Annotated in this window: 20 protein-coding genes; 12 read left to right on the forward strand and 8 right to left on the reverse strand. The window is 64.6% G+C overall.

Translation table 11 applies throughout. The features are described 5' to 3' along the window. The first annotated feature begins 97 nt into the window (after positions 1 to 97). Positions 98 to 1987 carry a YadA family autotransporter adhesin gene (locus tag H5V43_RS01000; RefSeq protein WP_193666726.1) on the forward strand — a complete coding sequence of 630 codons (1890 nt, stop codon included), beginning with the start codon at positions 98 to 100 and terminating at the stop codon, positions 1985 to 1987. After that, positions 1962 to 2765, forward strand: a complete 804-nt coding sequence (locus H5V43_RS01005) for an OmpA family protein (RefSeq protein WP_025552263.1) — start codon at positions 1962 to 1964, stop codon at positions 2763 to 2765. Before H5V43_RS01000 ends, H5V43_RS01005 begins: the two co-directional genes overlap by 26 nt. 233 nt (positions 2766 to 2998) lie before the next feature. Here the strand turns inward: H5V43_RS01005 and H5V43_RS01010 are convergent, their stop codons facing one another. Next, positions 2999 to 3313: a hypothetical protein gene (locus tag H5V43_RS01010; RefSeq protein WP_128830812.1), complete on the reverse strand. Its 315-nt coding sequence runs from the start codon at positions 3311 to 3313 to the stop codon at positions 2999 to 3001. A gap of 101 nt (positions 3314 to 3414) precedes the next feature. Beyond that, positions 3415 to 4254, reverse strand: coding sequence for a GntR family transcriptional regulator (locus H5V43_RS01015; protein ID WP_210769460.1), 840 nt, complete (start codon positions 4252 to 4254; stop codon positions 3415 to 3417). Between the two features lie 242 nt (positions 4255 to 4496). On the opposite strand from H5V43_RS01015, the gene H5V43_RS01020 reads away from it, so the two are divergent. The 5 genes from H5V43_RS01020 (at position 4497) to H5V43_RS01040 (ending at position 11585) form a co-directional block, all read left to right on the forward strand. Then, the gene (locus H5V43_RS01020; RefSeq protein WP_025550353.1) at positions 4497 to 5756 is read left to right on the forward strand and encodes an MFS transporter; all 1260 of its coding nucleotides are present in this window, start codon (positions 4497 to 4499) and stop codon (positions 5754 to 5756) included. Positions 5757 to 5767: 11 nt separating this feature from the next. After that, complete coding sequence (locus H5V43_RS01025; protein WP_158230052.1) at positions 5768 to 6508, forward strand: HpcH/HpaI aldolase family protein; 741 nt, start codon at positions 5768 to 5770, stop codon at positions 6506 to 6508. A gap of 56 nt (positions 6509 to 6564) precedes the next feature. Next, the gene (locus H5V43_RS01030) at positions 6565 to 8820 is read left to right on the forward strand and encodes a TonB-dependent receptor (protein ID WP_128830815.1); all 2256 of its coding nucleotides are present in this window, start codon (positions 6565 to 6567) and stop codon (positions 8818 to 8820) included. 88 nt (positions 8821 to 8908) lie between these two features. Continuing rightward, positions 8909 to 10306 (forward strand): FAD-binding oxidoreductase, encoded by a 1398-nt coding sequence (locus H5V43_RS01035; protein WP_037483410.1) that lies wholly within the window; start codon positions 8909 to 8911, stop codon positions 10304 to 10306. 76 nt (positions 10307 to 10382) lie between these two features. Further along, on the forward strand, positions 10383 to 11585 hold the full coding sequence (locus tag H5V43_RS01040) for an alpha-hydroxy acid oxidase (protein ID WP_025550359.1): 1203 nt from the start codon (positions 10383 to 10385) through the stop codon (positions 11583 to 11585). A gap of 102 nt (positions 11586 to 11687) precedes the next feature. On the opposite strand, the gene H5V43_RS01045 is transcribed toward H5V43_RS01040, so the two are convergent. After that, positions 11688 to 12056 carry a YciI family protein gene (locus tag H5V43_RS01045; RefSeq protein ID WP_025550361.1) on the reverse strand — a complete coding sequence of 123 codons (369 nt, stop codon included), beginning with the start codon at positions 12054 to 12056 and terminating at the stop codon, positions 11688 to 11690. 291 nt (positions 12057 to 12347) lie between these two features. Here H5V43_RS01045 and H5V43_RS01050 point away from each other — a divergent pair, with 291 nt between their 5' ends. Continuing rightward, entirely contained in the window at positions 12348 to 12866 is a 519-nt protein-coding gene (locus H5V43_RS01050) for a CYTH domain-containing protein (protein ID WP_229742455.1), read from the forward strand. Positions 12867 to 12909: 43 nt separating this feature from the next. On the opposite strand, the gene H5V43_RS01055 is transcribed toward H5V43_RS01050, so the two are convergent. From H5V43_RS01055 to H5V43_RS01075, 5 genes are all read right to left on the reverse strand, one after another. Continuing rightward, entirely contained in the window at positions 12910 to 14250 is a 1341-nt protein-coding gene (locus H5V43_RS01055) for an alkaline phosphatase family protein (protein WP_099186169.1), read from the reverse strand. Between the two features lie 4 nt (positions 14251 to 14254). Beyond that, a complete protein-coding gene (locus H5V43_RS01060; RefSeq protein ID WP_025550365.1) occupies positions 14255 to 16573 on the reverse strand; it encodes a TonB-dependent receptor in 2319 nt (772 codons plus the stop codon). 242 nt (positions 16574 to 16815) lie between these two features. Next, positions 16816 to 17565, reverse strand: a complete 750-nt coding sequence (locus H5V43_RS01065) for an SDR family NAD(P)-dependent oxidoreductase (protein ID WP_025550367.1) — start codon at positions 17563 to 17565, stop codon at positions 16816 to 16818. Positions 17566 to 17635: 70 nt separating this feature from the next. Further along, on the reverse strand, positions 17636 to 19885 hold the full coding sequence (locus tag H5V43_RS01070) for an amylo-alpha-1,6-glucosidase (protein WP_025550369.1): 2250 nt from the start codon (positions 19883 to 19885) through the stop codon (positions 17636 to 17638). A gap of 107 nt (positions 19886 to 19992) precedes the next feature. After that, positions 19993 to 21087 carry a glycosyltransferase family 4 protein gene (locus H5V43_RS01075; RefSeq protein ID WP_025550370.1) on the reverse strand — a complete coding sequence of 365 codons (1095 nt, stop codon included), beginning with the start codon at positions 21085 to 21087 and terminating at the stop codon, positions 19993 to 19995. Between the two features lie 288 nt (positions 21088 to 21375). Between H5V43_RS01075 and H5V43_RS01080 the strand changes: the two genes are divergently transcribed. The 4 genes from H5V43_RS01080 (at position 21376) to H5V43_RS01095 (ending at position 24119) form a co-directional block, all read left to right on the forward strand. Continuing rightward, complete coding sequence (locus H5V43_RS01080) at positions 21376 to 21900, forward strand: 3'-5' exonuclease (protein ID WP_025550372.1); 525 nt, start codon at positions 21376 to 21378, stop codon at positions 21898 to 21900. Between the two features lie 154 nt (positions 21901 to 22054). After that, a complete protein-coding gene (locus tag H5V43_RS01085) occupies positions 22055 to 22507 on the forward strand; it encodes a hypothetical protein (RefSeq protein ID WP_025550374.1) in 453 nt (150 codons plus the stop codon). After that, positions 22504 to 23214: a response regulator transcription factor gene (locus H5V43_RS01090; RefSeq protein ID WP_025550376.1), complete on the forward strand. Its 711-nt coding sequence runs from the start codon at positions 22504 to 22506 to the stop codon at positions 23212 to 23214. The genes H5V43_RS01085 and H5V43_RS01090 overlap by 4 nt, the downstream gene beginning before the upstream one ends. A 206-nt stretch (positions 23215 to 23420) precedes the next feature. After that, positions 23421 to 24119 (forward strand): carbonic anhydrase, encoded by a 699-nt coding sequence (locus tag H5V43_RS01095; RefSeq protein ID WP_025550378.1) that lies wholly within the window; start codon positions 23421 to 23423, stop codon positions 24117 to 24119. Position 24120 lies beyond the last annotated feature (1 nt).

The following is a 24120-nucleotide window of genomic DNA, read 5'->3' on the forward strand; positions in this document are numbered from 1 at the left end:
CCGTTCAGGGGACGGATCCATGAGGCGCGACGCATCGCGATATTCATCCGGGATTGCCGGAATAGCGAACCCGGCGGAGGGGCGAGGCAGGAAGGCCATGCGATGGCTGACGGGCGCTTTGCTGCTGGCGGGCGCGGGGTCGGGCGTGACCGCCCGAGCCAATGTGGTCAGCGCCTGCTCCGGCGTCAGCCTGCCCAAATCGGTGCTGACGCAGACCATCGGCGATGTCATCACGCCCGTTCTGGCGCCGGTGGAATCGACGCTGAGCATCCTGACCTTCGGATCGGTCGACCTCGGCATCAACGCCGCATTGTCCAATGCGGCGTCGGGCGCGCCGATCAATCTCAATGTGCTCGACATCAACGGCAATGCCGTCGACCTGCTCTCCGACCCGAGTTGCGAAACGACCTCCGACAGTTTCAGCCTTCTTACGCCCAGGGGCATTTCCTTTGGCGGCAATAAGATCACCGGTCTGGGTACGCCGGGTCTTGAAGCCAGCGCGGGCGAGCTGGACGCCATCGCCATCGGCAACCTCGCCAGCACGGCCACGGGCGCCTATGAGGCGGTGGCGATCGGCGCGGGGGCATCTGCCACCCACATGCGCAGCGTGGCATTGGGTGCGGGATCGGTCGCCAACGGCCTCAGCCTGAACCTGCCCGCCTATCTGGTCGGCGGCACTGCCAGCGCGGAGGTGAATATCGGCGGCCGCCGCCTGACCGGGCTCGCGGCCGGGGCGAATCCGACCGATGGGGTCAATGTCGCGCAATTGCAGGCCGTCAACGACGCGCTGGGCACCCTGGCCGGCAACGCGGTGCAATATGACGGCAGCGCGCGGTCGATGGTCACGCTGCAGGGCGCGACCGGCACCGGCATCACCAACCTTAGCGCGGGAGCGGTGAACGCCACCAGCACCGATGCGGTCAACGGCTCGCAATTGCAGGCGACGAACGACCTTGTCGCCCAGAACAGCGCGGCCATCGTCCAGCTAGGCTATGATCTTGCGATATTGAACGATCTGGCCGTCAAATATCAGGATGGGACGAAATCCTCCATCATCCTCGGCGGCGCAGGCGGCACGGCCATCACCAATCTGGCCGCCGGCACCACGAGCAGCGACGCGGTCAACCTGTCGCAGTTGAGCAGTTCGGGGAGCGGCGGAGGCGGCGGCGGTGGCGGTGCGGCGCAGGACGCGCTGCCCTATGATCCGGCGATCCAGGCCTATAATGCCGCGCGCGGCGGCGTCGACCAGAAGATCGGCGGCGTTGCCGCGGGCGAACTGAGCGCGGCATCGGCTGAGGCGGTCAATGGCGCGCAACTCTACGCGACCAATGTGCAACTGGCCTATAATGTGACCGCCATCGCCGACCTTCAGGAAGCAAGGGCAGGGTATCTCCAGGTCAACAACAGCTCCGGCCATGCCAAGCCCGTCGCGAGCGGCGCGGACACGCTGGCCGCGGGGGCAGGCGCCGTGGCGTCCGGCAGCGGCAGCCTGGCCCTGGGCACGCAGGCGCAGGCGATTGCGCCGGGCAGCGTCGCGCTTGGCTATGCTTCTGTCGCCGACCGGGCCAATACGGTGTCGGTCGGCAGCGCTGGGGCGGAGCGGCAGATCACCCATGTCGCCGACGGCATGGCGCCGACCGACGCGGTCAATCTGCGCCAGCTGCAAGGCGGAATGGGGCAAGCGGTCGATGCCGCCAACGCCTATACGGATGTGCGCTTCAATCTGTTCGACAGCGGCCTGCGCAATTTGCGCCGCGATGCGGAGGGCGGCATCGCCGCGTCCATGGCGATGGCTGGCATACCGCAATTTTCCGAAGCCGGCGGCGGCACCCTGGGCCTGGGCGTCAGCACGTGGCAGGGGGAACATGCGGTCGCCATGGGAATATCGAAGGTGTCGGATAATGGCCGTTTCATCATGCGGGCGTCCGCAACCTATAACAGCCGCAATCAGGGAGGCGCCAATGCCGGCATGGGCATCGCGTTCTGAAAGACGCCGGTATCTGGCCCTGCTGGCACTGGTCCTTTGTCCGTCGCCCGCGGCGGCGGCCGAGCCGGACTTTCTGCCGGACATCGCGCCCCTGTCGGATTTCCCCGATCCCGGTCGCGCCACCCGCCGCGAGGGTGTGTTTCTGTTGCCCCAGACGCCGCGCCTGTTAACGCCCGGCATGACCAAGCGGCAGGTCTATGCCTTGCTGGGCGTGCCCCATTTCCATGAGGGTTTGATCGGTGAGCGGCGCTGGAACTATATCCTTGATTTCTATACCGGTTCTGGAACGGAATATCGGATTTGCCGCCTGCAATTGCATTGGGACCGCAGGATGCGCCTCGAAAAAATGGCCTGGAGCGACAAGGTGTGCCGGGACATGGTCTACGCGCCGCCGCAACCGCTGGCCGGCGATCCGCAACGCCCGGTTACGGTGCGGAAGCTGCCGACGCTCACGGTCTATTTCGATTTCGACAAGGCCGATGTGCGCGAAGACGCGCATCGCGAACTGACCGCATTCCTACAGGGGAATGAGCGAAGCATCCAAAAGCTGTCGGTGACGGGTTTTACCGACAGCGCGGGACCGGATGCCTATAATGACCGGCTGAGCCTGATGCGGGCGGATGCCGTGGCCAGGGATCTGGTGGCGATGGGGGTGCCCCTGTCGAACCTCCAGGTCTCCGGAGCGGGGGAGCGCACGCCCGCGCACCGGTCCGAGGGAGGCGCTGCCGATCCTCTCAACCGGCGGGTGCTGGTCCGCATGATGTCGAATGACGAATGATGATATATCCCTGCGCTTCGCAGCCGGATCGCTGGCATGTCCGGCAAAGCCGGCGCGCGGGAGCGATGGTCGCTGCGTCCCGCCGAAAGGCTAGAGCCATCGACATTCAGCCCTGACGGCCTGCAAATGACGCTTTTCCGTGCTTCCGGTGCTCACCTACTTTGAGTAGGCTGCGCTCCGGGTCACGGAAAACCGCCATTTTCGGCTCATCATCATCTGAATGTCGATTGGCTCTAGGCGTCAGTTGGGCCTCGCGCCGATTTCAGGGTGACGGGACGCAGGCTTTCCTTGTCCTCCGGAGCGACCGTTGCATGAATGTCGGGCCGGTAATGTTCGTCCGCGCGTTGCGATCCATCGGGATGTTCGGGACCTTCCAGATCGACCGGACGATGTCCCACTTCGCCGGGAGCGTCGGCCCGTTGCCGATGCGCTGCGGTCTGTTCATCGTGCTCCGCTGCTGAATCCCGGTTTCCTGTAATGGGCGTGGACCAGGTTGGGCGTCCGCCTTTCAAGAGTTGCCGCCCGGCCAAGGCCGCGACGCCGAGCAATGCCAAAGTCCTCAACATGACAGGTCTCCTTCGTGATGAAGGAACGCGGCGGAGGAGATAGGTTTCCCATGGCGTTCGATGCCCTTTGTTCGATCCGGCGCTCAGGCCGGGTCGTCATCGTGCAAGGGAATGATGTGATCTGCCGGGTTCATGGAAAAGAAGACATGCTCTTCCCACAGGCGCAGAAGGTCGGCGGCGCGGCCGCTTTGCTGGGCGTTCAGCAATTCCGTCAGCAATTCCTCATGCATGACCGCCTGGTCCTGCAAGACACGGCCGTGCAAATCCTCGACCGAGAGCATGGCGAACCGAATTTGATCTCTCAGTTGGTCGTAGCGTGAGATCAATCGCGGAAGTCCGGTGAGCCGGACCAGCGTCATATGGAATTCGATGTCCAGCGCCGAGATGGTTTCCACATCGGAATTGGCCTGCGCCGCCCGCATTCCATCCACCACGGCGGCTAGCGGACCGAGATCGGTCTTGCGCTGCACGAGGATGCGAATGGCCAATATCTCGTCAGCCGCCCGAAGCGCGGCCAGTTCGGGCATGTCGCCCGGCGCGGACGGAGCAACGACATAGGATCGATTATGCGCCTTCACGATCAGTCCGGATTGTTCGAGCAACCGAAGCGCTTCGCGCACGGGGGCGCGGCTGACGGCCATCCCCGTCGCGAGCACGGACTCCCGCAACGGTTGCCCGGCGAGGAATTCCCCCGACAGCAGCTTTTCCCTGATCTGGGCATATACCTCGCTGACGATCGAGCTGGTTCGAACTGCGGTGAAATTCATGTCATCAGTGCTCGCGCGTGCCATTGCCGTTCCACCGCCTTTATGACGATTTCCATCCGATCGTCTCACATTGAGGTGCTGGCTGTAAGATAAGGTCCTTGTCCTGTTCAAGGTCGAACGGCAAGCCAGGCCTTCGCCTGACAATGGACGGATCATTGTCATGTCATATGCTTGCATATCGAATCGAGGAAATAGGGCTGAAGCCCTCAGCTATGCTTTTCCGGCTTGCGACGGCGCCCGGCGCGGAATCAGCGCTCTTCGAGAGTAATCGATTGAAATAAAATGATCTTTCTGGGGCTTCGGGCTTCCTCCTCTCAGCGTTCGAAAAAGCAAAAAACTGTCGACAGTCTACAGTCGATAAGATATGCATGCGTACAAATATAAACAGGAGGGGCGAGTTGGAGAAATCTCCGGTCGATCTCGCGGCGCGGCATATTCTGCCGACGCTGGCGCTGTGCGTTTTCGTGAATATCGTCGATCGCACCAATGTGGGCATCGCCGCCCTCAACATGCGCGCGGATATCGGCCTGTCGGCATCGGCTTACGGGATGGGGGCGGGCCTCTTCTACATCGGCTTCTTCTTCGCCGGCGTACCCGCCAACCTGCTGCTCGCCCGAATAGGCGCGCGCCGGTGGATCGCGGCCCTGCTGGTCGCCTGGGGCCTTATCGCGATTGCCACCGGGTTCATATCCGATGTCGGAAGCTTCTATGCGGTTCGTCTGGCCCTGGGCATTGCTGAAGCGGGGTTCGTGCCTGCCATCGTCTATTATCTCGCGCAATGGTTCGACCGGCGCGCAATGTCGAAGGTCATGGGGCTGATGATCGCGATGATGCCAGCGTCGCTGGCGATTTGCGCGCCGCTGACCACGGGTCTCCTGATGGCGGTGGATTGGCGTTGGCTGTTCATCATCGAAGGCGCGCCGGCGTTTCTCGTCGCCATTCTGGTGCTGAAATCGCTGCCCGAGCGCATCGACGACGCGCCCTGGCTTTCCGACGATCAGAAAAAGGCCCTGTCCGCCCGGCTGATGGCGGACGGCGCCCATCGTCAGGCCGGGTCCTGGCGGGACGCATTGACGCATCCCCAGGTGCTCCTGCTCAGCCTGCAATATTTCTGCATAGGGCTGAGCAGCCAGGCCATCATCTTCTGGTTCCCCCAGATCATCCGGTCGACCGGCATGTCGACGCTCGAGTCCGGGCTGTTCAGCACTGTGCCATGGGTGCTTGCGGCTCTGCTCACGCCGCTCTGGGCCTGGCATTCAGCCTCGACCAACGAGCGTTATTGGCACGCCATCCTGCCCTGCTTGGCGTCGGGAGCGATCACGATCGCCGGCGCGCTGCTCCTTGACGACAGCGCGCTTTCCGGGTTGTGGCTGCTGTCGCTGGGCGTTGCGCTGAGTTCGATGGCGTCCGCATCCTATTGGGCCATTCCGCGGGTCCATGTCTTTGGCGCGGCAGCCGCAGCGGCGGGTGCGCTCACCAATTCTTTCGGCAATCTTGCCGGTTTCGTGGCGCCGGTCGCCGTCGGCATTTCAAAGGATATGACCGGCGAATTCAGGCTGGTGCTCATCCTGCTGGCCATGCCCGCCTTCCTCGCGGCCCTGTGTTCCACCTTTGCCGGCCGAATGGCCGACCCGGTGGACCGGCGTTCGATCCCATGAGGCTGCACCGCATGCGCGATCGATTGAGGCAGGGCGGTCTGATCGGCATGTTCATCTCCCTGCCTGCTCCCTCGCTGGTCGAATCCCTGGGCGGCATCGGCTTCGATGCGCTGGTGCTCGACGCCGAACATGCCGCGTTCGGCATTGCGGAGCTTGAGGCGCTGATCCGCGCCGCCGACGTCGCCGGTCTGCCCGCGCTGGTCCGCGTGGCGGCGATCGGTCCGGACATCGGCAGAGCCCTGGACCTGGGGGCGGCGGGCGTCATAGTGCCGCGCGTGGAAAGCGTCGCCCAGGCCGAAAGGATCGTCGCTGAAGTCCGTTTCCCGCCGGACGGCGCGCGGGGCGCTGGGGCAGTCCGCGCATGCGACTATGGGGCTTCGCTGCAGCCATATCTGGAACAGGCAAATGATCATCTGGCCGCGATCGTTCAGATCGAGACACTGGCCGGACTGGACATGGTGGAGCAGATCGCCGCTGTTCCGGGCATCGACGGCCTGTGCATGGGACCGTTCGACCTTGCCGTGTCGATCGGCCATCCGGTGGGGTCGCCGGCGCATGCCGCCGCGATGGACCGGATCTGCCGCGCGGCGCGCGATGCAGCCATTGCCGGCATCGCCGTGTGCGCCACCGCCCGGCAGGTCCGGCATGCCCGCGATGCCGGAGCAAAGCTGGCGATCTTCGGCATGGATCGGATGTTCGCGCTTCAGGCGGCCGCGGCGGCTGCCGCATCCATCGAGGCTAAACCCGGATAGACGCACCGAAAAAGACGCGGCCTTGCCCGCGACGAATATCAACAAGGGGAGGTATCATGACAAAAAGGACGATCCACCGGACAATATTGGTCTGCGCCAGCCTGATCGCCATGCCGGCCATGGCGCAGGGGACGACCGAGGCGGGGCAAGAGGGGGCAAGCCTGGCCGACATCGTCGTCACGGCGCAACGCCGGTCGGAAAATCTGCAGAACGTCCCGATCTCGGTAACGGCCATCACGTCGGAACAGGCGATCAAGCTGGGCATCACCCAGCCGGACGTGATCGCTCAGATGGTTCCCGGCCTGCAACTGAACCACTCCGCCTGGGGCCTTACGCCGTTTCTTCGCGGGGTGGGCACCAATTCGGTCGCCATCGGCAATGAGCCTGCGGTGGCGCTGTTCGTGGACGACGTTTATCTGCCGACCGGTTCGGCTGGTGTCTTCCAGCTCAATTCGATCAGCTCGATCGAGGTTCTCAAGGGCCCTCAGGGCACCTTGTTCGGGCGGAATGCGACGGGCGGCGTGATCCACATCCGCACCAGAGACCCAAGCTTCGACCCCTCCGCCACCGCGACCGCCAGCTATGGAAATTACGACACGATCTCTGGCCAGCTCTATGGATCGACCGGTCTTACCGACACCGTCGCGATCAATTTCGCCCTGCAGGGCATCGACCAGCGCAAGGGCTGGGGCGTCAACGGCACGACAGGGAACGAAGCCAACAGCATGTCGGGCTGGGGAGGGCGCACCAAGCTGCTCTGGAACATGGGCGAAGAGACGTCGCTGCTGGTCGCGGGCAGCTATGACCGGCGCAGTTCCGATCAGGGGCAGCCGGGGCGCTCGATTGCAGGAACCTTTACGCGGGACGGTTACAGCGCGGATGCGGCGGGACTGGGATTCTACGACGTCATGTCCAATCTCGACACCGTGCAAAAGTCGACCACCCGATCCCTGAGCGGCAAGTTGACGCATGATTTCGGATCTGCGCGGCTCGTGCTGATAAGCGCATTCAGCAAGACCGTCGTCGATCCCGTGGTCAGCGACAGCGACGGATCGCCCAGCCCCTTCTTCCAGACGCGCGAATTCGCCATGGGCGGGCGCACGTTCACGCAGGAAGTGCAACTGCTCTCGCCCGAAGGCTCCGCGGTCAAATGGATTTTGGGCGCCTTCTACCTGCATGACCGGTCCTTCATGGACGCGACCTATGAGGGGCAGGCGTTCGGCACCTCCAAATCGCATACCGACGCGGTTCAGCGGACCAATTCGATCGCCGGCTTCGGGCAGGTGACAACGGAAATCCTGCCGAGGACCAACCTGACGCTGGGCTTGCGCTATACTTCGGACCGCCGGTCGCTGGATGCCGTTGCCCGATTGCTGCCGGCCACGGGCGCGGCTGTCACATTCGGCCCGTTCGAGGATGCAAAGACATTCAACAGCGTGACCGGCCGGGCTTCGATCGATCATCATTTCTCCGACGATCTCATGGGCTATATTGCGTATAATCGAGGCTTCAAATCGGGCATATATAATTTTACCGGCATCGTCGCGGGCACGACCACTCTGCCTCCGCCGGTAAATCCGGAGACGCTGGATGCCTATACGATAGGTTTCAAGTCCGAATTCCTCAATCGCCGCCTGCGCGTGAATGCTGAAGCCTTCCTCTATGAATATTCAGACCTTCAGGTGCAGATCGTCCTGCCGACGGGAACGACCCTCACCAATGCGAGCAAGGCCACCATCAAGGGGATCGACTTCGAAATATCCGCGATCCCGGTCCGCAATCTGACGGTCAGCGCCTCCATCGGATTGCTGGACGGGCGGTACAAGGATTTCCGGAATGCCCCTTCCTTCTTCCTGCTGCCGCCAAATGCGCCCACGCCCTATGATCCCGCCAGATGTAGTGGACCCAATCCCTATCCCGCGGTCCAGGGTTCCGCCCCGGCGACGCAACGAAGCTGCGACGTATCGGGCAACAGGCTGATCCAGGCTCCGCCCTTCTCCAGCAATCTTCAGCTTCTCTATACGCTGCCGACCGACCTTGGGGATTTCGACCTGTCGGCATCCTGGGCGCATGGCGGCAATTATGAATATGACGTCTTCAGCAGTCCGCTGACGCGCCAGCCCAGGACGGACATCGTCAATGGATCGGTCCAGTGGACCGCGCCGGGCGGCACTTTCAACGTGCGGTTGTGGGCGAACAACCTGACGGGCGAGAAATATTACACCATCGCCACGACCGGGTCGACGGCCGGCGCCAAATATGCGGCCGCCGCACCCCGCACCTATGGCGTCACGCTGGGCGCGAACTTTTGAGGTCGAGGCGGCTTGCGGGGCAAGTTCCCGGAAGCCGCCCCTGGCTCAGTCCAGGGAAATATTCGCTGAAAGGAAGCCAGTTCTCGTGATGGATCATAGGGAAGAACTTCGATCCATCGTCGGCAGGGCCCATTGCTTTGCCGGGGATGAAATCGACCAGCGCTATCGAACGGACCTGCTTGGCCTCTACACCTGCTCTCCATCCTGCGTCGTCCGCCCGGGAAGCGCGGGGGAGGTGGCGCGGGTGATGGAGGCGGCGCGCAAGGCACGCATCGCGGTCACCGTTCTGGGCGGCGGAACGGGGGGCGTCGGCGGCACGGCCTGCACGGATGGCGGCATCATCCTGTCGCTCGAACGGATGAACAGGGTCCTTGAGATCGACGAGGATGCCATGACCATCACCGCCGAAGCCGGCGTCACTCTCCAGTCCTTGCAGGAGGCGGCCGCCGGCAAGGGCCTGCTGATGCCGCTGGACATCGGATCGCGCGGCAGCGCGACGATCGGCGGCAACATAGCGACCAATGCGGGCGGCCTCAGAACCCTGCGCTGGGGCATGATGCGCGATATGGTGCTGGGGCTGGAAGCGGTCCTTGCCGATGGCACGGTGGTGTCGAGATTGGGCAAGGTGCTGAAGGACAATGCCGGCTATGACTGGAAGCATCTCTTCATCGGCAGCGAGGGCACGCTGGCCATCGTCACCCAGGCGGTCCTGCGGCTGCGGCCGCTTCCCACGACGGCGCAGACCGCCCTGTTGGCGTTCGATACGGTCGAGCAGGCAAGCCGGCTGCTTCGCCGGTTGCAACGGGATCTGGACGGGCGGCTGTCCAGCTTCGAACTGATGTGGAGGGATTTCTTCAACGTCATCGGCCAGGCGCAATCGGCCCGCCGTCCCTTGCCCATGTCGCCGGAATATCGGCTATATGCGATAGTCGAAGCGCTGGGTTCTCACCCGGAGCGCGATCGGCAGGTGTTCGAGGAAGTTCTGTCGGCCATATTCGACGGCGGGGTCGTCCATGATGTCGTCATTGCCCAATCAGAGCGTGAAAGGCAGAATATCTGGGCCTTGCGGGAAGATCTGCTCGAACCGCTGGCGGCCCTCTCCCCTTTTGCAGGCTTCGACATCAGTCTTTCGCTGCTCGATATGGACCGGTTCATCGAGCAGACCGATGCGAAAATGGGCGAGATGCTGCCGGGCGCCGTGGTCCTGCACTATGGACATGGCGGCGACGGCAACATGCACCTGATCGTGAGCCACCCCGCCTTGCATGATCCGCAGGTCATGCATGCGACCGAATGCCTGGTCTATGACGCCATCCGTCAATATCGCGGTTCGATAGCCGCCGAACATGGCATCGGACAGGCGAAGCTGGAATTTCTCGATCGATCGCGCTCCCGGGAGGAAATCGCGCTGATGCGGTCGCTCAAACAGGCTCTCGACCCGCTGAACCTGCTGAACCCCGGCAAGGTTTTCCCTGCCGCCGGATAAGGCCGGGCAGGTCGGCCCGGCGGCCTTCCGGCGCGGGCATGGGGACGATGCGGTCAGGCGCAGATTTGGAGATTCAATGACGTTTCGATATGCTTGGCGGGATTTCAGCGCGCTGCAGAACATAGAGGATTACCGGAAGCGGGCGCGCCGCATCCTTCCCGACATGATCTGGACATATGTGGAAAGCGGTGCGGGAGATCATCTGACGCGGCTCGACAATGAGGCCGCCTTCACCCGCTGGAAATTGCGGCAGCGCTGTCTGACAGCACAGGCGGCGCCATCCTTGGGCACGATCATGTGCGGCGTCGACGTCAGCCTTCCGGTCGCGCTGGCGCCGACCGGGCTGGCCGGCGCCTCGCATTGGAGCGGGGATGTCGCAGCCGCGCGCGCTGCGGAGGCGGCGGGCACCCGACTGGCGCTGAGCACGGCGTCCTGCTATTCGATCGAGGAGGTCGCGCAGGCCACGAAGAGCAACCACTGGTTTCAGCTCTATCCCTTTGCCGACCGGCCGGTGGCGTCCTGGTTGATGCGGCGCGCGAGCGATGCGGGCTATGGCGCCCTGATCGTCACCGTCGACGTGCCCGTGCCGGGAAATCGCGAAGGCGAGCGCCGAGCCGGAATAGGCATGCCTACGGTCCTTACACCCGCGCGCATTCTGGACATCGCGCGCCGGCCCCGATGGATGGCGAACGCGCTGCTGCATCGCCGCAATGTGCCGGTTCATTATGTCGAGGCAGAAAGGTTGCGGTTCGACGGGGCGGCTGGGGCAAGGCAGGCTTGGCGCGCCATGCAGCAGGATCTGGGCTGGGACGACCTGCGATGGATGCGGGACCAGTGGCGGGGACGCTTCTACATCAAGGGCATTCTGGACGCCGATGACGCGGAAAAGGCGATCGATCTTGTCGGCGCCGATGGTATTGTCGTGTCCAACCATGGCGGGCGTCAGCTCGATCGGGCCATGGCCTCGATCGATGCATTGCCGGCCATTTCCGACAGGATCGGCGGTCGGGCCGAAATCTATCTGGATGGCGGGGTAAGGCGGGCGGCGGATATTGTGACGGCCCTGTGCCTTGGCGCGACCGGCGTCTTCCTGGGCCGCCCCTATCTTTACGGTTTGGCGGTGGCTGGAGAAAAGGGTGTTGGGGAGATCATCGAGCTGTTGCGATCGGATTTGCATCGCACGCTCATTTTGATGGGATGCCGTTCGGTCCGCGATCTGGACCGATCCTGGATATTGAAAACAGGCGAAGAGATTCCGCAACTCCGCCATCGCGGATAGAGCCCGGCAGCTTCGAACCGCTCCCTGCCACGGGCCCCTGGCGCGGGGGGAGGGGATATGCGCCCTTCCCGTCGAATCCTTGACCTGTTGCCACCCGGCATCTCAGGAAAGATCGGCCAGGTCGTAAATCGGCCGGATTTCGATCTCGCTCGGTCCCGGCATGGGGTTGGGGCAGCGCTTCGCCCAGGCGACGGCCTCTTCCATGTCCTTGACTTCCCACAGCCAGAAGCCGGCGACCAGTTCGCGGGCCTGTGCGAAAGGGCCGTCGATGACCGTCCGGTTCGGACCGTTGAAGGCGATCCGCTTGCCTTGGGAAGAGGGCGTCAGGCCGTCGGCGGCGAGCAGGATGCCGGCCTCCGCCAGTTCGTCGTTGAACCGGCCCATGGCTTCCATCGCCGCCCGAGTCTCCGGAGTCGCGACGAAACCTCGTTCGCTGTCCTCAGTGGCCTTTACGAGCACCATCACGCGCATGGCTTTTCTCCTGTCAGGGCTGGCTGTCGATACAGCCTATATGCTGCCGTTCCGTCCTGGAGCATCGTGCAGAAAAGTGGGAAAGGGGTTTCTGCCTGAAAGGATGCGGCAACGGAGACCGGGAGGACCTGCCCCCGATTTAACGCAGCGTGCCTTAGAATGTACGAGAAAGCGCGCCGGATCAACCTATGACCGCATGGGGCGGCCGCCCTTCCATGCCGGCCGGTCCGGGAAGAGTCATTGCTCAATCGCGACGAACCGACTCCCGTTCATGTCCGACATGCGCTAAACATGGATCAGTTCGCCGGCCGCTGGCGATCCTTCGTCGGAGCGTTCATGGCAGTCGAGATCGAACGGAAATTCCTGGTCGTGAGCGATGAATGGCGGGCGATGGCGGACGCGGGGCGGGACTTGCGGCAGGGTTATGTCGCGCATGGCGGCCATGCCAGCGTGCGGGTGCGCCTGTCGGCGGACGGGGCCTGGCTTACCGTCAAGAGTGCGCGGGCAGGCTTGGTCCGGGACGAGTTCGAATATGCGATACCCGCGGCGGATGCGGAGGACATGCTCGACCGGCTCTGCGTCGATACGCTGATCAGGAAGACCCGCTATCGCGTGCCGCATGATGGCAAGGTCTGGGAAGTCGACGTCTTTGCCGGGGCGGCGGAAGGGCTGGTCCTGGCGGAGGTCGAGATGCGGTCGATTGACGAACGCTTCGACCTGCCGGACTGGGTGGGGGACGAGGTGACCAGCGACCCCCGCTTCCGCAACTCGGCCATCGCGCTGATGCGGGGGTTCGAGGCGGCGGTCTGACCCTGAGGATCAGACTAAGGACTCATCCGCCATCGCCGCCGGGTCAGGGGCGCAGATCGATCGCCGGCTTTTCGGCATCGGGCAGACTGGCGCCCATGATCCGCGCCAGGGTGGGGGCGATGGCCCGCATGTCGATCTGTCCCAGCTTCCGCCCGGCGGGTACGCCTTCGCCCATCAGCAGGAAGGTCGATTGCAGATTGGCCGGTCCCGGAAAATAGCCATGCATGCCCCTGATCGGGGCGGGCGCCACCAGGGGCGCGGCGGGGCCGCGGAAGATGTCGGTCACGAAGCCGGGCTGGAGATCGACGTAGAAGGCCGCCTGCGGATTGCCGCCCATGCGGGCGATCCGTTCGCGGTCGGCGATATCGGCAATGCCATGGGCGGGATCGGCGGCCAGCCTGTCGAGCAGCGCCCCGACCCGCGCGGCGAGTGCCTCATCCTCCGGCCGGGCCAGCATGATCGCGGCCGATCCGCCGGAAATCCAGGGCATGGCCAGCCAGGATGCGACCTTGCCGTCCTTGTCCAGCACGATCAGCTTTTCGTCGATAAAGGGGCGGAACAGGTTGACGGCGCTGTGCGTCGCCTGGAAGCCATGGTCGCTGACCAGCGCGATCACCGCATCGGGATGCGCCTTGCGCTCCGCCGCGACGATCCGGCCGACGATGCCGTCGATCCTTTCCAGCACGGTCTTCGCTTCGGCCGTGTCCGGGCCCTTCGCATGTTGCTCATGGTCCAGCGCGGTCAGGTAGACGGTCAGGAAACCGGGTCTGTGGCTTTCGATCAGGGCGGTGGCGAAGCGGCCGCGATTTTCATCGCCCGACAGGCTTTCATCGATCCCCATGGCATAGGGCGTGCCGGTCGCGCGTTCCAGTTCCGCCCTGAGGCCCGGCGTCGCCAGCGCGTCGAGCAGCTTCACGTCGTCGGCATGGCCGGTGCGCCAGATCTGCGGCAGGTTCCAGGTCACGCCGCTGGCCGCGACGCTGACCGGCCAATGGACGTTGCCGGTGGTGAGCCCTGCCTTGGTCGCCGCTTCCCACAATGTCGGCACCCGGATGTCGGAGGCGTACCAGGTCCAGCCGCCCTGGTTGATGCCATTGGGATCGAAGCTGTTATTGGCGGTGATCCCGTGCCGCGCGGGCGCAACGCCGGTGATCAGCGTCGTATGGCTGGGGTAGGTGAGGGTGGGCAGCACCCCCGTCACGCCCGAAGCGGAGGCCCCCTCCTTCACGAAGCGGCGCAGATTGGGGATGGCAAGGCCGCGCCTGTCCGCTTCCAGCACGTCGCCCGGGCGCAGCCCGTCTATGGAGATCAGCAGGACCGGGTTCGCCAGCGCCGCGCCCGGAAGGGCGGCGAGGGCGGCGAGGAGCAGCGCGGCCTTGTTCATCGCCTTAGAATCCCGCCTTCAAGGTGGCGAAGAATTGCGAGGGAGCGCCGACCAGCAGGGTCTGCGCATCGCCGCTATTGCCGAAACCGCCCGAGCCGATGGTGCTGACATAGCGCTTGTCCAGCAGGTTGGTGGCGTTGAGCTGCAATTCCAGATTCTCGTTGAAATGATAGCCGACGCTGGCGTCCACGATCACCCGGCCCGGCACCGATTGATCGTTGGTGTAGGTGTAATAGCGGCGCGACATGTAGTTGACGCCGATCCGGCCGAACGCGCCCTCATGGTCGTAGCTGATCTCGCCCCGGGCGATATGCTTGGGGCTGTCGACGACGGTCCTGCCCTTGATCGGCGTGACGGCGCCGCTGTCGTCCACCACATCGTCGCGATAGGTGGAGTCGGTGTAGCTGTAGGAGCCATAGAGGCTGAAACCGCCGCCCAGCGTCAGCGTGCCCGCCGCTTCCACGCCGATCGCGCGGACATTGCCGACATTCTGGAGCGCCGAGGCGAAGCCCTGAATGGGGCTGCCGACCTGCACCGCGAGAAGGCGGTTGCGGAAGTTGACCAGATAGGCGCCGATCACGCCGTTGAAGATGCCGTCATGGTAGCGCAGGCCCAGTTCATAGGTGTCCGATGCTTCGGGCTTCAGCCTGCCCTTGATCGCGTCGAAGCCGGTCTGGTTGGTCGAGAAGGGACCGGTGGTCGTCGCGCTGGCGAAGGCGCGGGTCGCCTGGGTGAAGCCGCCGAAGACCTCCGCGTTTTGAGACAGTTCGACCGCGAAACCGGCATGGGGCTGGAACCAGTCCTCGGCCTTGATGCGGCCCTCCGGGAAGCTGGCCTGCACCACGGCGTCGGCTTCGTTCGTGACCTTGAACCCCTTCCAGCCCAGGTCGATCTTCACCATGCCAAGGTCGATCCTGTCCTGGACATGATATTGGATGGTGTCGGTGGTGAAGTCGAATTCCCACTGGGTCGCGAAGGGGTTCTTCGGATAGTCGCGGAAGCTGAGGCCCGGCTCGGTCCGGCTGGCGAAGGCGTAGAAGCGGCGGGCCTGGTTGAATTCGTTGTTCTCATACCAGCCGCCGACCGTGAAATTCTGGATGCCCAGCGCGAAGTCGACGCTGCCGAAGACGCCGATCCGGTCCATTTCATATTCGGTGGTGCGGACCGACATCGGCACGCCGTTGGGGCTGGGGACATAGGGCGTCGCCCACAGGCCCATGCCCTTGTTGTGGTGATAATAGCCCTTGAGCTTGAAGCTGGCCCGCTCGCCCAGCGGGGCGGCGATGCCCAGAGCGCCCAGCCAGTCCTTGCGCAGGCCGGCGGCGTCATAATAGGCGTCGTCCGCGCTGGTGACGTTGCCGGGATAGACCTGCCCGCCGGAAACGAGCGCGCCGCTATAGTCGTAGCGGCCATCGGGGAAGGGCGACCCGCCGCTGTTGCTGACCCGATCGACATCGTTCAGGCGGCTGGCATAGTCGATGGCGCGGGCATAATCGGGATAGGTGTTGTCCCAATCCCAGCCCAGCCGCCGGATCATCGACATCGACATGTCCTGATAATCCTGTTCCCGCCGGTCGGAATAGCTGAGCCAGCCATCGACCGTCACGTCGCCGACAGGGATCACGACCTTGGCATTGCCCATATGCTGGTCCTGCGTGCCATTGCCCTTATATTTGTCGGTCGAGCCATAGGCGTAGGAGACATAGCCCCGGATGCCGTCGCGGCTGCCCAGCGCCAGACGGGCGAAGCCGCGCCAGCTTTCGTCGCTGCCATAGGTGAGGTTGCCCTGGCCGGCCAGCGCGCCGCCGGTCAGATAGTCGGCTGGATCGGCGGAGAAATGTTCGATCGTGCCGCCCAGCGCATTGGTCGCCTGGGTGCCGATGGAGCCGGCGCCCTGCGACACGCGCACGCTGCCGATATTTTCGGAGCTGATCGCGCGGGTGATGTGCAGGCCGTTGTGATTGCCGTAGCTCATGTCGCCCAGCGGAATGCCGTCGAAGGTGAAGCCGAGCTGGTTCTGGCTGAAGCTGCGGATGGTGACGCGCTGCGACCATTCATAGTTGCCGAAGGGATCGGCCGACTGGAAATTGACGCTGGGCAGCTTTTCAATGGCCTTCAGCGGGTTGGTGCCGGGCGTCAGGGTGACGATGTCCTGCGCCTGGATTTCCTGAACCTGACGGGTTTCGCCCCGGCCGAAGACGATGATGTTCGCACCCTCGACCGCCGCGTCGGCGGCGGACGGAACGGGCGCGGCTTCCTGCGCGAAGGCTGGCATGGCGGCCATGGCCGTCGAGGCCATCAGCAGGGCGGTGGCGATACGCATGTGGACTTCCCCTTTTTCCGCAATCGTGGATTGGGGGGCGCCCTAGCGGTTCAATGTTGCACTGCGATGTGGGCTGTTTGACTGGAGGGAGACGTTTTTGTGACGGGGATGTCACAATGGCGTGGCGTGATGGGCAAGTTGACGGATGAGGGAATAGGTTCCCGGCCGCGTGGACGAATTCGGAATGTCTTGCAGCCACCCGATCAATCAGTCCGGCGAGGTCATGAACATGTCCACGCTGCCTAGCCCTCGCGAGCGACCTGGAAGCCGGCGAAGGACTGGGTGACCGGCATCAGTTCGATGCGGTTGAGGTTCAGATGGGGCGGCTGGCTGGCGACCCAGAACAGGGTTTCCGCAATATCTTCCGCCGTCATCGGATTGGCGGAGCCATAGAGCGCGTCCGATGCCGCCTGGCTGCCAGTGCGGACCAGGGTGAATTCGGTTTCGACCATGCCCGGTTCGATGGACGTCACGCGGACCCCCGTGCCATGCAGGTCCGACCGCAGCCCCAGCGAGAACTGGCTGACGAACGCCTTGGTCCCGCCATAGACGTTGCCGCCCGCATAGGGATAGGTCGCCGCGACCGAGCTGATGTTGATGATCGCGCCCCTGCGCTCGATCAGGCGGGGCAGCAGCTTGTGGGTTATGGTGACGAGGCTGGTGACATTGGTGTCGATCATCTGGCGCCACTGGTCGAGATCGGCCTGCTGCGCCGGCGCCGTGCCCAATGCCAGTCCCGCATTGTTGATCAGCAGGTCGACATCGGCAAAGCCCGGTGGCAGGGCGGCCAACGCCGCGTCGATGGCGGCTTCGTCGCGCATGTCGAAGCTGATCGCATGCACCCTGTCCGCGCCCAGTTCCTCAACCAGCGCGTCCAGCCGTTCGGCGCGGCGCCCGGTGACTATCGCCTTCCACCCGGCGGCGACGAAACGCCGCGCCGATGCGGCGCCTATGCCCGCGGTTGCTCCGGTGATCAGCGCCGTCCCTGCCATGCTTCATTCCATCCTGTCAGCCAATGGCCGGGGATGTAAGCCCATTTGCGGCAATGCCAAGCGCCATTTGTCAGGCAATGGTCACGACGCGCGCATGCCCCTTCCGGTCGAGCGGCTTCACCACCACCTTGTCGCCCATCCGGTCGAAGGCGATGTCCACCGCCGCGTCCCCGAGGCGCAGGCCGTAGAGCGTCAGCTCGTCGATGAAGCGGGGCAGGGTGGGATCGCGCAGGGCAATCTCCGCCCCCGCGACATCGAAGGTCAGGCCCAGGCTCGACTGGATCAGCGACAGGGGCGCCGCCGCGGACCAGGCTTGCGGGCTGCACGCCACGGGATAGAATGTCGGCCCCTGCGCCCGCCGCCGGGGAAAGCCGCAGAACAGTTCGGGCAGCCGCATCAGGTCGACATAGGTCGCGGCCGCGAACAGCCCCTCGAAGATCTGGGCCGCCTGCGTCCGGTAGCCATAGCGGGAAAAGCCCGCCGCGATCAGCGCATTGTCATGCGGCCAGATCGATCCGTTATGATAGCTCATCGGATTGTAGCGCGCCTCGGTCGAGGCGATGGTCCGCACGCCCCAGCCGGAAAAGGAGGCCGGCGCCATCAGCGTGTGCACCACCATGTCGGCGCGCGCCTCCTTCGCGAGGCCGGTGAACAGCACGTGCCCGGCATTGGAGGAGCGGACGCGGCACGGCCTCTTATCCCCATCCAGCGCCAGCACATAGGTGCCGATCCCGGCGTCGAAGAAGGCGGCGTCGAAACGATCGCGCAGATCGTCCGCCCGCGCGCGGTGGTTCACCGCCCTGTCCGGATCGCCCAGGGCGGTGAAGATCGCCTCCGCCGCTCGCCACGCGCCATAGACATAGGCCTGCACCTCCGCCAGCGCGATCGGGCCGCGCGCAATGCTGCCATCGGCATGGAAGACCGAATCATGGCTGTCCTTCCATCCCTGATTGACAAGCCCCTGGTCGGTCAGCCGCCCATATTCGACGAACCCGTCGCCGTCGCGGTCGCCATGCTCGTCTATCCACCTCAGCGCAGCCTCGACATGGGGCAGGATGGAGGCGATGAAGCCGCTGTCGCCCGTTCTTTCCAGATAGGCCCCGGCCAGCATCACGAACAGAGGCGTCGAATCGATGCTGCCATAATAATGGCGGAAGGGGACTTCGCCCAGTTCCGCCATTTCGCCATGGCGCACTTCATGCAGGATCTTGCCCGGTTCGGCATCGGCGGCGGCGTCATATTCGGTTGCCTGATGCGCGGCCAGATAGCCGAGCACGCCGCGGCTGATCGCCGGGTCCAGCCACAGCGTCTCCAGCGCGGTGATGATCGCGTCGCGACCGAAGACGGTGCTGAACCAGGGAATGCCGGCATAGGGATAGGGCCCATATTCGGTGTCGGTCGACAACATCGTGATGTCGGCCACGGATCGTCGGGCCACCTCGTTGAAAAGCTGGTTGGAGGAGCGCACGGTCGCCCCGCGCGTGCGCGCCTGCTTCAGCGCCTGCATGGATTCGCGCAGCGTCTTCAGGAAATGCTTGGACAGGTCGCCCACCGGCTCGTCATCCTGCGGCTGGCAGCAGATTTGCAGATATAGCGTGCGGCGCTCGCCGGGCGGCACGGCCACCTCGAAGCGTGCGCGGCTTTCCGTCAGGATCTGGGGAGCGGGATCGAAGCGCAGCAGCGTTTCGCGCCGCTTGTCGTCGCGCCCGTCATAGCCCAGCAGCACGGACTTTGGGCCGATCACAGGTTCCCGCACGGCGCCGCGCCGCAGACGGGTCATGCCGCGTATCTCGAACAGGTCCGCGAAATCGGCGGCGAAACCGATATTCACCGCCACGGTGCGGACCTCCGTGTCGAAATTGCGGATCGTGATCCGTTCATGCACCGCGCCTTCCCACAGGAAACGGGTGCGGCGCAGGTGGATGAGATCGTGTTCGACCGCCACCCGGCCGTCCCCGCCCGGAAAATCGGGATTGGTGAGGTCGCAGGTCAGCATCGCATTGTCGTCGCGAAGGCCAGAACTCAGCAGGATCGGCCGGGTGTCGTTGATGGTGAGGTAGAGATGCGACAGATGCCGGGTGTCGCGATGATAGAGTCCTTCCGGACTACCCGGACCGGCAATCGCGTCGCCGCTATGGTCGAAGACGGCGAAGCTGTCCCCATGTTTCAGCGTTCGCGGCCGCCGCTCATGCAGCGACGCCGTCGCCGGGATGAAGAATTGCGTCTGCGCCTGCGACAGCGCCTGTCCCGGATCGACGCCGTGACCGGCGTTCGGGACCGAAGGGCTGGGGTTTTCCGGCTGCAACTGGCTTGCCGTCATGCCTCTCTCCTGATGCCGGAGCGTTTTCACGACGGGTGAAAACGCTCTTGTCCTTTGATGCCGCATTTTCCGGGCTGTCGACCGTAAACGGTCCAGTTGAAAATGCCCTATCCCACGACCTGAAGTTCCGAACCTTCTCCGCGTAGCCGGCGCAGCATCGCGGCCTGCGTCCGCGCGCCGGGAAGATCATGATAAAGCTGAACATAATCGGCCGCCATCCGCTCTGCCGTGAAGCGTGCGTCAAAGGCGGCGCGCACCTGTGCGCGGTCGAGTTCGTGGAGTCGGCGGACCGCCGCGACCGCTTCATCCTCGCTCTCGACGATATAGCCCGACTGGCCATGGTCGATCACCTCGGGGACGGAGCCGCAGCGGAAGGCGACGACCGGCGTGGCGCAGGCCATGGCCTCTATCATCACCAGGCCGAAGGGTTCGGGCCAGTCGATGGGGAACAGCAGGGCGCTTGCCCGGCCCAGGAATTCGGCCTTCTGCGCCTCGTTGATCTCCCCGATATAGTGGATATTGGGATAGCGTTCGACCAGCGGCGCGATCTCCTCCTCCCAATAGGCGCGGTCCACCGCATCGATCTTCGCCGCGATCCGCAGCGGCAGTCCGGCGCGGGCGGCAATGCGGATCGCCCGGTCGGGGCGTTTTTCGGGCGAAATCCGTCCCAGAAAGGCAAGGTAGCCGTCGCTGGGGCCGGTGCGGGGCGGCAGCAGGTCGGCCGGCAGCCCGTGGTGGATCGTCCTTGCCCAGTTCACCGGCGGCATCGGCAGCCGCTGATGGTCGGAAATCGACACCAGGCTGTGATCGGGAAAGGCGCGGTAGAAGGCGGGAAGATCGGGCAGGTCCAGCCGGCCGTGCAGCGTCGTCACCGTGCGGCCGATGAAATCCTGGACCAGCGGCATGTGCAGCAGGTCGATATGGAAATGCAGCGCGTCGAATTCGTCGGCCCGGCGGCGCACGGCGTCCAGCAGGATCATGTGATAGGGAATGGGGTCGCGCACGTCGGGATTGAGCCGCAGCGCCATGTCTGTCACCGGCACCAGTTCCGCCGCGGTCACGGAGTCGCCACTGGCGAACAGCGTCACCTCATGACCCTGACGCACCAGTTCCTCCGTCAGGTAGGACACGATGCGTTCGGTACCGCCATAGAGGCGCGGCGGCACGCTTTCGGCAAGCGGAGCAATCTGTGCAATTTTCATGGTCGGGCATCCCTTCGAAGATCGCGCCGCCACCGATCCCCCGACCTGCGGTGGGCGCCCCCGTTAAAAGCGTGAAAGGCCCGCAGGTTGCATGGCGATTGCGCTTCCATGTCGGGATTTTCCGGTGGGCGGGCGTTTTTCGGCCGGTCGACGGAAAGCGCCCGTCCGCATCATTTTTCGCGCCGCTGACTTCGGACTGACATAGTCGCCGCTTAGGTGAGCGACAGCGAAAATCTGGCCGGCCGGTCTGAAGTGGGGCGGACATGGCCTTGAAATATGGAGAGCAATTTGACGGTCATCACGATCGATTTCGAGGCGTCGTGCCTGCCCCGGCACGGCCTGTCCTATCCCATCGAAGTCGGTATCGCCCGCAAGGGCCAGGCGCGAAGCTGGCTGATCCGGCCGCATGACGATTGGGCCGGATGGCATTGGTCGGCCGAGGCGGAGGCGCTGCACGGCCTGAGCCGCGACCGGGTGGAGCGCGAAGGCCTGCCCGTCGAAACCGTGCTGGCCGAACTGGCCGACGCCTGCGCGGGGCAGCGGATGGTGGCCGACAGCATGATCGACCAATATTGGCTGGACACGCTGGCCGACGCGGCGGGGCAGGCGACGCCCTTCCTCATCGATCATGTCTCGCTGCTGCTCGACGAGCATCGCGCGGGCGAGCGGCAGATCATGGAAGCGGTCGCCCTTGCCGACTCGGTCCAGCCGCATCGCCACCGCGCGGCGAGCGATGCGCTGTGGCTGGCGTCGCTGCTGGATCATATCGCCGGCCGGACGATCCATGCCCCCGCCCTGATGCGCATGGCCTGACCCGTCCTCCCATCGGAAGACCGGGAGGAGTTCCATGCGCCTGCCGCAACCGGAAAATGCTTGAGCAACAATTTGTAACGCTCGGCAAATTTCGGAGACATTCAGTGCGCCTAAACCCTGACCGACCATGTCCGGTCGTCAGGGAGAAGGCCCCATGTTGCTCATTCTCGCATCCGGCGCGGCGGCCCTTGCCGTCGCCACGCCCATCCACAGCGCTGAAATCACCCATGCTTCGAACGCCTATCGGGCGAGTTACGAGACCGAATCGACGGTCCGCTTCCGCGAGGTCGAATCCCGCTTCGCCAACCGGCCGTCTATGCCGGTGTGCCGCTGGCAGGCCGAACTGGTCGTGAACCGGGACGTTGCGACGCAGGGCCGCACGCTGGCCGCCGTCGCCAAGCCGATCCATCGCTTCGCCCCGCTGTCGGGCAGCCATGCCGGCGGCTGCACTGCCGCGCGCGATGAGATCGAGGCGGAAGTCGCCCGCCACGCCAGCGCTCGCGCCGCCGAAGCGGTCGCCGTGGCGCAGCGGGACCGTTCGGTATTGCTGGGCGAGCTTGACGGCATTCATGCGCTGTCCGCGAAGGACGCCGTAACCGGCGGATGAGTCCACCGCTGATATTGATCGCGGAGGCCCAGCAGGATGTGCGCCATGAAGTGCGCCAGTCGCTGGAGGAAAGCGGGTTTCGGGCCCTGGCCGCCGCCTCTGCGAACGAAATCTGGAATGCCATGGACAGCATGCCCGTGGGAGCGGTCGTGCTGGACGCCGCGCTGCGTGGCCCGGACGGCATGGACCTGTGCCGCGACGTCCGGGACCGCAGCGACGTGCCGATCATCCTGGTGGGCGCCAACAGCAGCGAGGTCGACCGGGTGGTCGGGCTGGAACTGGGCGCCGACGATTATATGGCGAAGCCCTATTCGACCCGCGAACTGGCCGCCCGGCTGCGCGCGGTGCTGCGCCGTGGGCGCAACGAGCGCGCCCTTGGCGTGCGCCGCCCGGCCGAGGCGCGGTTCGAAGGATGGGTGGTGGATTCCTCCCGGCGCGAAGTTCTCGATCCCGACGGCGCGCAGGTCGATCTGACCGCCGCCGAATTTTCGTTGCTGCTCGTGTTGCTCGACCATCCGCAGGTGGTGATCGCCCGTCCGCGCCTGATGGAACTGGCCGGCGTGCGGGACGCGCCCTCGTCAGACCGCAGCGTCGACGTGCTGGTCAGCCGGTTGCGGCGCAAGCTCAGCCATGGCGGCCGGCCCGCGCCCATCGTTACGGTGCGGGGCGGCGGATATATGTTCAGCGCCGTGGTCGACCGGCGCTGAGCCGATTCGGCGCGGTCGAATGTTTCCCATCCATTGCATTGATTCCGTTGGAAAATCGGACGAGCCGTCCTGTCGATCGCGCTTTCCATCGCTCAGACATATTATTTAACAAAGCCGCTGCGACGCAGCAAAAACGCTTCCCTATTGTGCATCCTCAAGGCCGGTCTGCCCCCTGACCGGCCATCAGATAAGAAGGATGCAACGACATGAACGATCTGATCGGTCGCGTCTTCAGCTTCGAAAGCCATGTCTTTCCGAACCAGAGCGCGCTTTACAACCGCCTCGCCAGCGACGGGCAGAGCCCCAAGGCGCTGATGATCTCCTGCGCGGATTCGCGCATCGTGCCGGAACATATCATGCAGGCCGATCCGGGCGACCTGTTCGTCTGCCGCAATGCCGGCAACATCGTGCCGCCCCATGCGACGCAGAATGGCGGCGTGACCTCCACGGTCGAATATGCCGTCATGGTGCTGGGCGTGCGCGACATCATAGTATGCGGCCACAGCGATTGCGGCGCGATGAAGGCGCTGTCCACCAATGCCGACCTGAGCGCCATGCCCAATGTCGCCGCCTGGCTGCGCCACAGCCATGCCGCGCAGAAGGTGTGTCGCGAAAGCTACCCCGCCGACCTCAGCGATGCGGAAAAGCTGCGCAACATGGCGCTGGAGAATGTGGTGGCGCAGCTCGCCCATCTGCGCACCCATCCCTCGGTGGCGTCGGGCATCGCCCGCGGCGAGATCGCGCTGCACGGCTGGTATGTCGACATCCATGCCGGCCAGGTTCTGGGTCTTGACGGCGAGACCGGCCGTTTCCTGCCGCTCCGCGAAGGCCAGCCGCTGCCCGTGGCGCTGCCCCATGCCAGGCGTCTGGCGGTCGACATCGCCTATGCCGAGGCCGCGGAGTAAG

The organism is Sphingobium fuliginis (assembly GCF_015074805.1).
Taxonomy (GTDB): Bacteria; Pseudomonadota; Alphaproteobacteria; order Sphingomonadales; family Sphingomonadaceae; genus Sphingobium; species Sphingobium fuliginis.

Excerpts from the sequence above, each read along its gene's own strand:
- H5V43_RS01000 (WP_193666726.1), top strand. The coding sequence starts at position 98 with ATGCGATGGCTGACGGGCGCTTTGCTGCTGGCGGGCGCGGGGTCGGGC.
- H5V43_RS01005 (WP_025552263.1), top strand. The coding sequence starts at position 1,962 with ATGCCGGCATGGGCATCGCGTTCTGAAAGACGCCGGTATCTGGCCCTG.
- H5V43_RS01015 (WP_210769460.1), bottom strand. The coding sequence starts at position 4,254 with ATGATCCGTCCATTGTCAGGCGAAGGCCTGGCTTGCCGTTCGACCTTG.
- H5V43_RS01025 (WP_158230052.1), top strand. The coding sequence starts at position 5,768 with ATGCGCGATCGATTGAGGCAGGGCGGTCTGATCGGCATGTTCATCTCC.
- H5V43_RS01030 (WP_128830815.1), top strand. The coding sequence starts at position 6,565 with ATGACAAAAAGGACGATCCACCGGACAATATTGGTCTGCGCCAGCCTG.
- H5V43_RS01035 (WP_037483410.1), top strand. The coding sequence starts at position 8,909 with ATGGATCATAGGGAAGAACTTCGATCCATCGTCGGCAGGGCCCATTGC.
- H5V43_RS01040 (WP_025550359.1), top strand. The coding sequence starts at position 10,383 with ATGACGTTTCGATATGCTTGGCGGGATTTCAGCGCGCTGCAGAACATA.
- H5V43_RS01045 (WP_025550361.1), bottom strand. The coding sequence starts at position 12,056 with ATGCGCGTGATGGTGCTCGTAAAGGCCACTGAGGACAGCGAACGAGGT.
- H5V43_RS01050 (WP_229742455.1), top strand. The coding sequence starts at position 12,348 with ATGGATCAGTTCGCCGGCCGCTGGCGATCCTTCGTCGGAGCGTTCATG.
- H5V43_RS01055 (WP_099186169.1), bottom strand. The coding sequence starts at position 14,250 with ATGAACAAGGCCGCGCTGCTCCTCGCCGCCCTCGCCGCCCTTCCGGGC.
- H5V43_RS01060 (WP_025550365.1), bottom strand. The coding sequence starts at position 16,573 with ATGCGTATCGCCACCGCCCTGCTGATGGCCTCGACGGCCATGGCCGCC.
- H5V43_RS01065 (WP_025550367.1), bottom strand. The coding sequence starts at position 17,565 with ATGGCAGGGACGGCGCTGATCACCGGAGCAACCGCGGGCATAGGCGCC.
- H5V43_RS01070 (WP_025550369.1), bottom strand. The coding sequence starts at position 19,885 with ATGACGGCAAGCCAGTTGCAGCCGGAAAACCCCAGCCCTTCGGTCCCG.
- H5V43_RS01075 (WP_025550370.1), bottom strand. The coding sequence starts at position 21,087 with ATGAAAATTGCACAGATTGCTCCGCTTGCCGAAAGCGTGCCGCCGCGC.
- H5V43_RS01085 (WP_025550374.1), top strand. The coding sequence starts at position 22,055 with ATGTTGCTCATTCTCGCATCCGGCGCGGCGGCCCTTGCCGTCGCCACG.
- H5V43_RS01090 (WP_025550376.1), top strand. The coding sequence starts at position 22,504 with ATGAGTCCACCGCTGATATTGATCGCGGAGGCCCAGCAGGATGTGCGC.
- H5V43_RS01095 (WP_025550378.1), top strand. The coding sequence starts at position 23,421 with ATGAACGATCTGATCGGTCGCGTCTTCAGCTTCGAAAGCCATGTCTTT.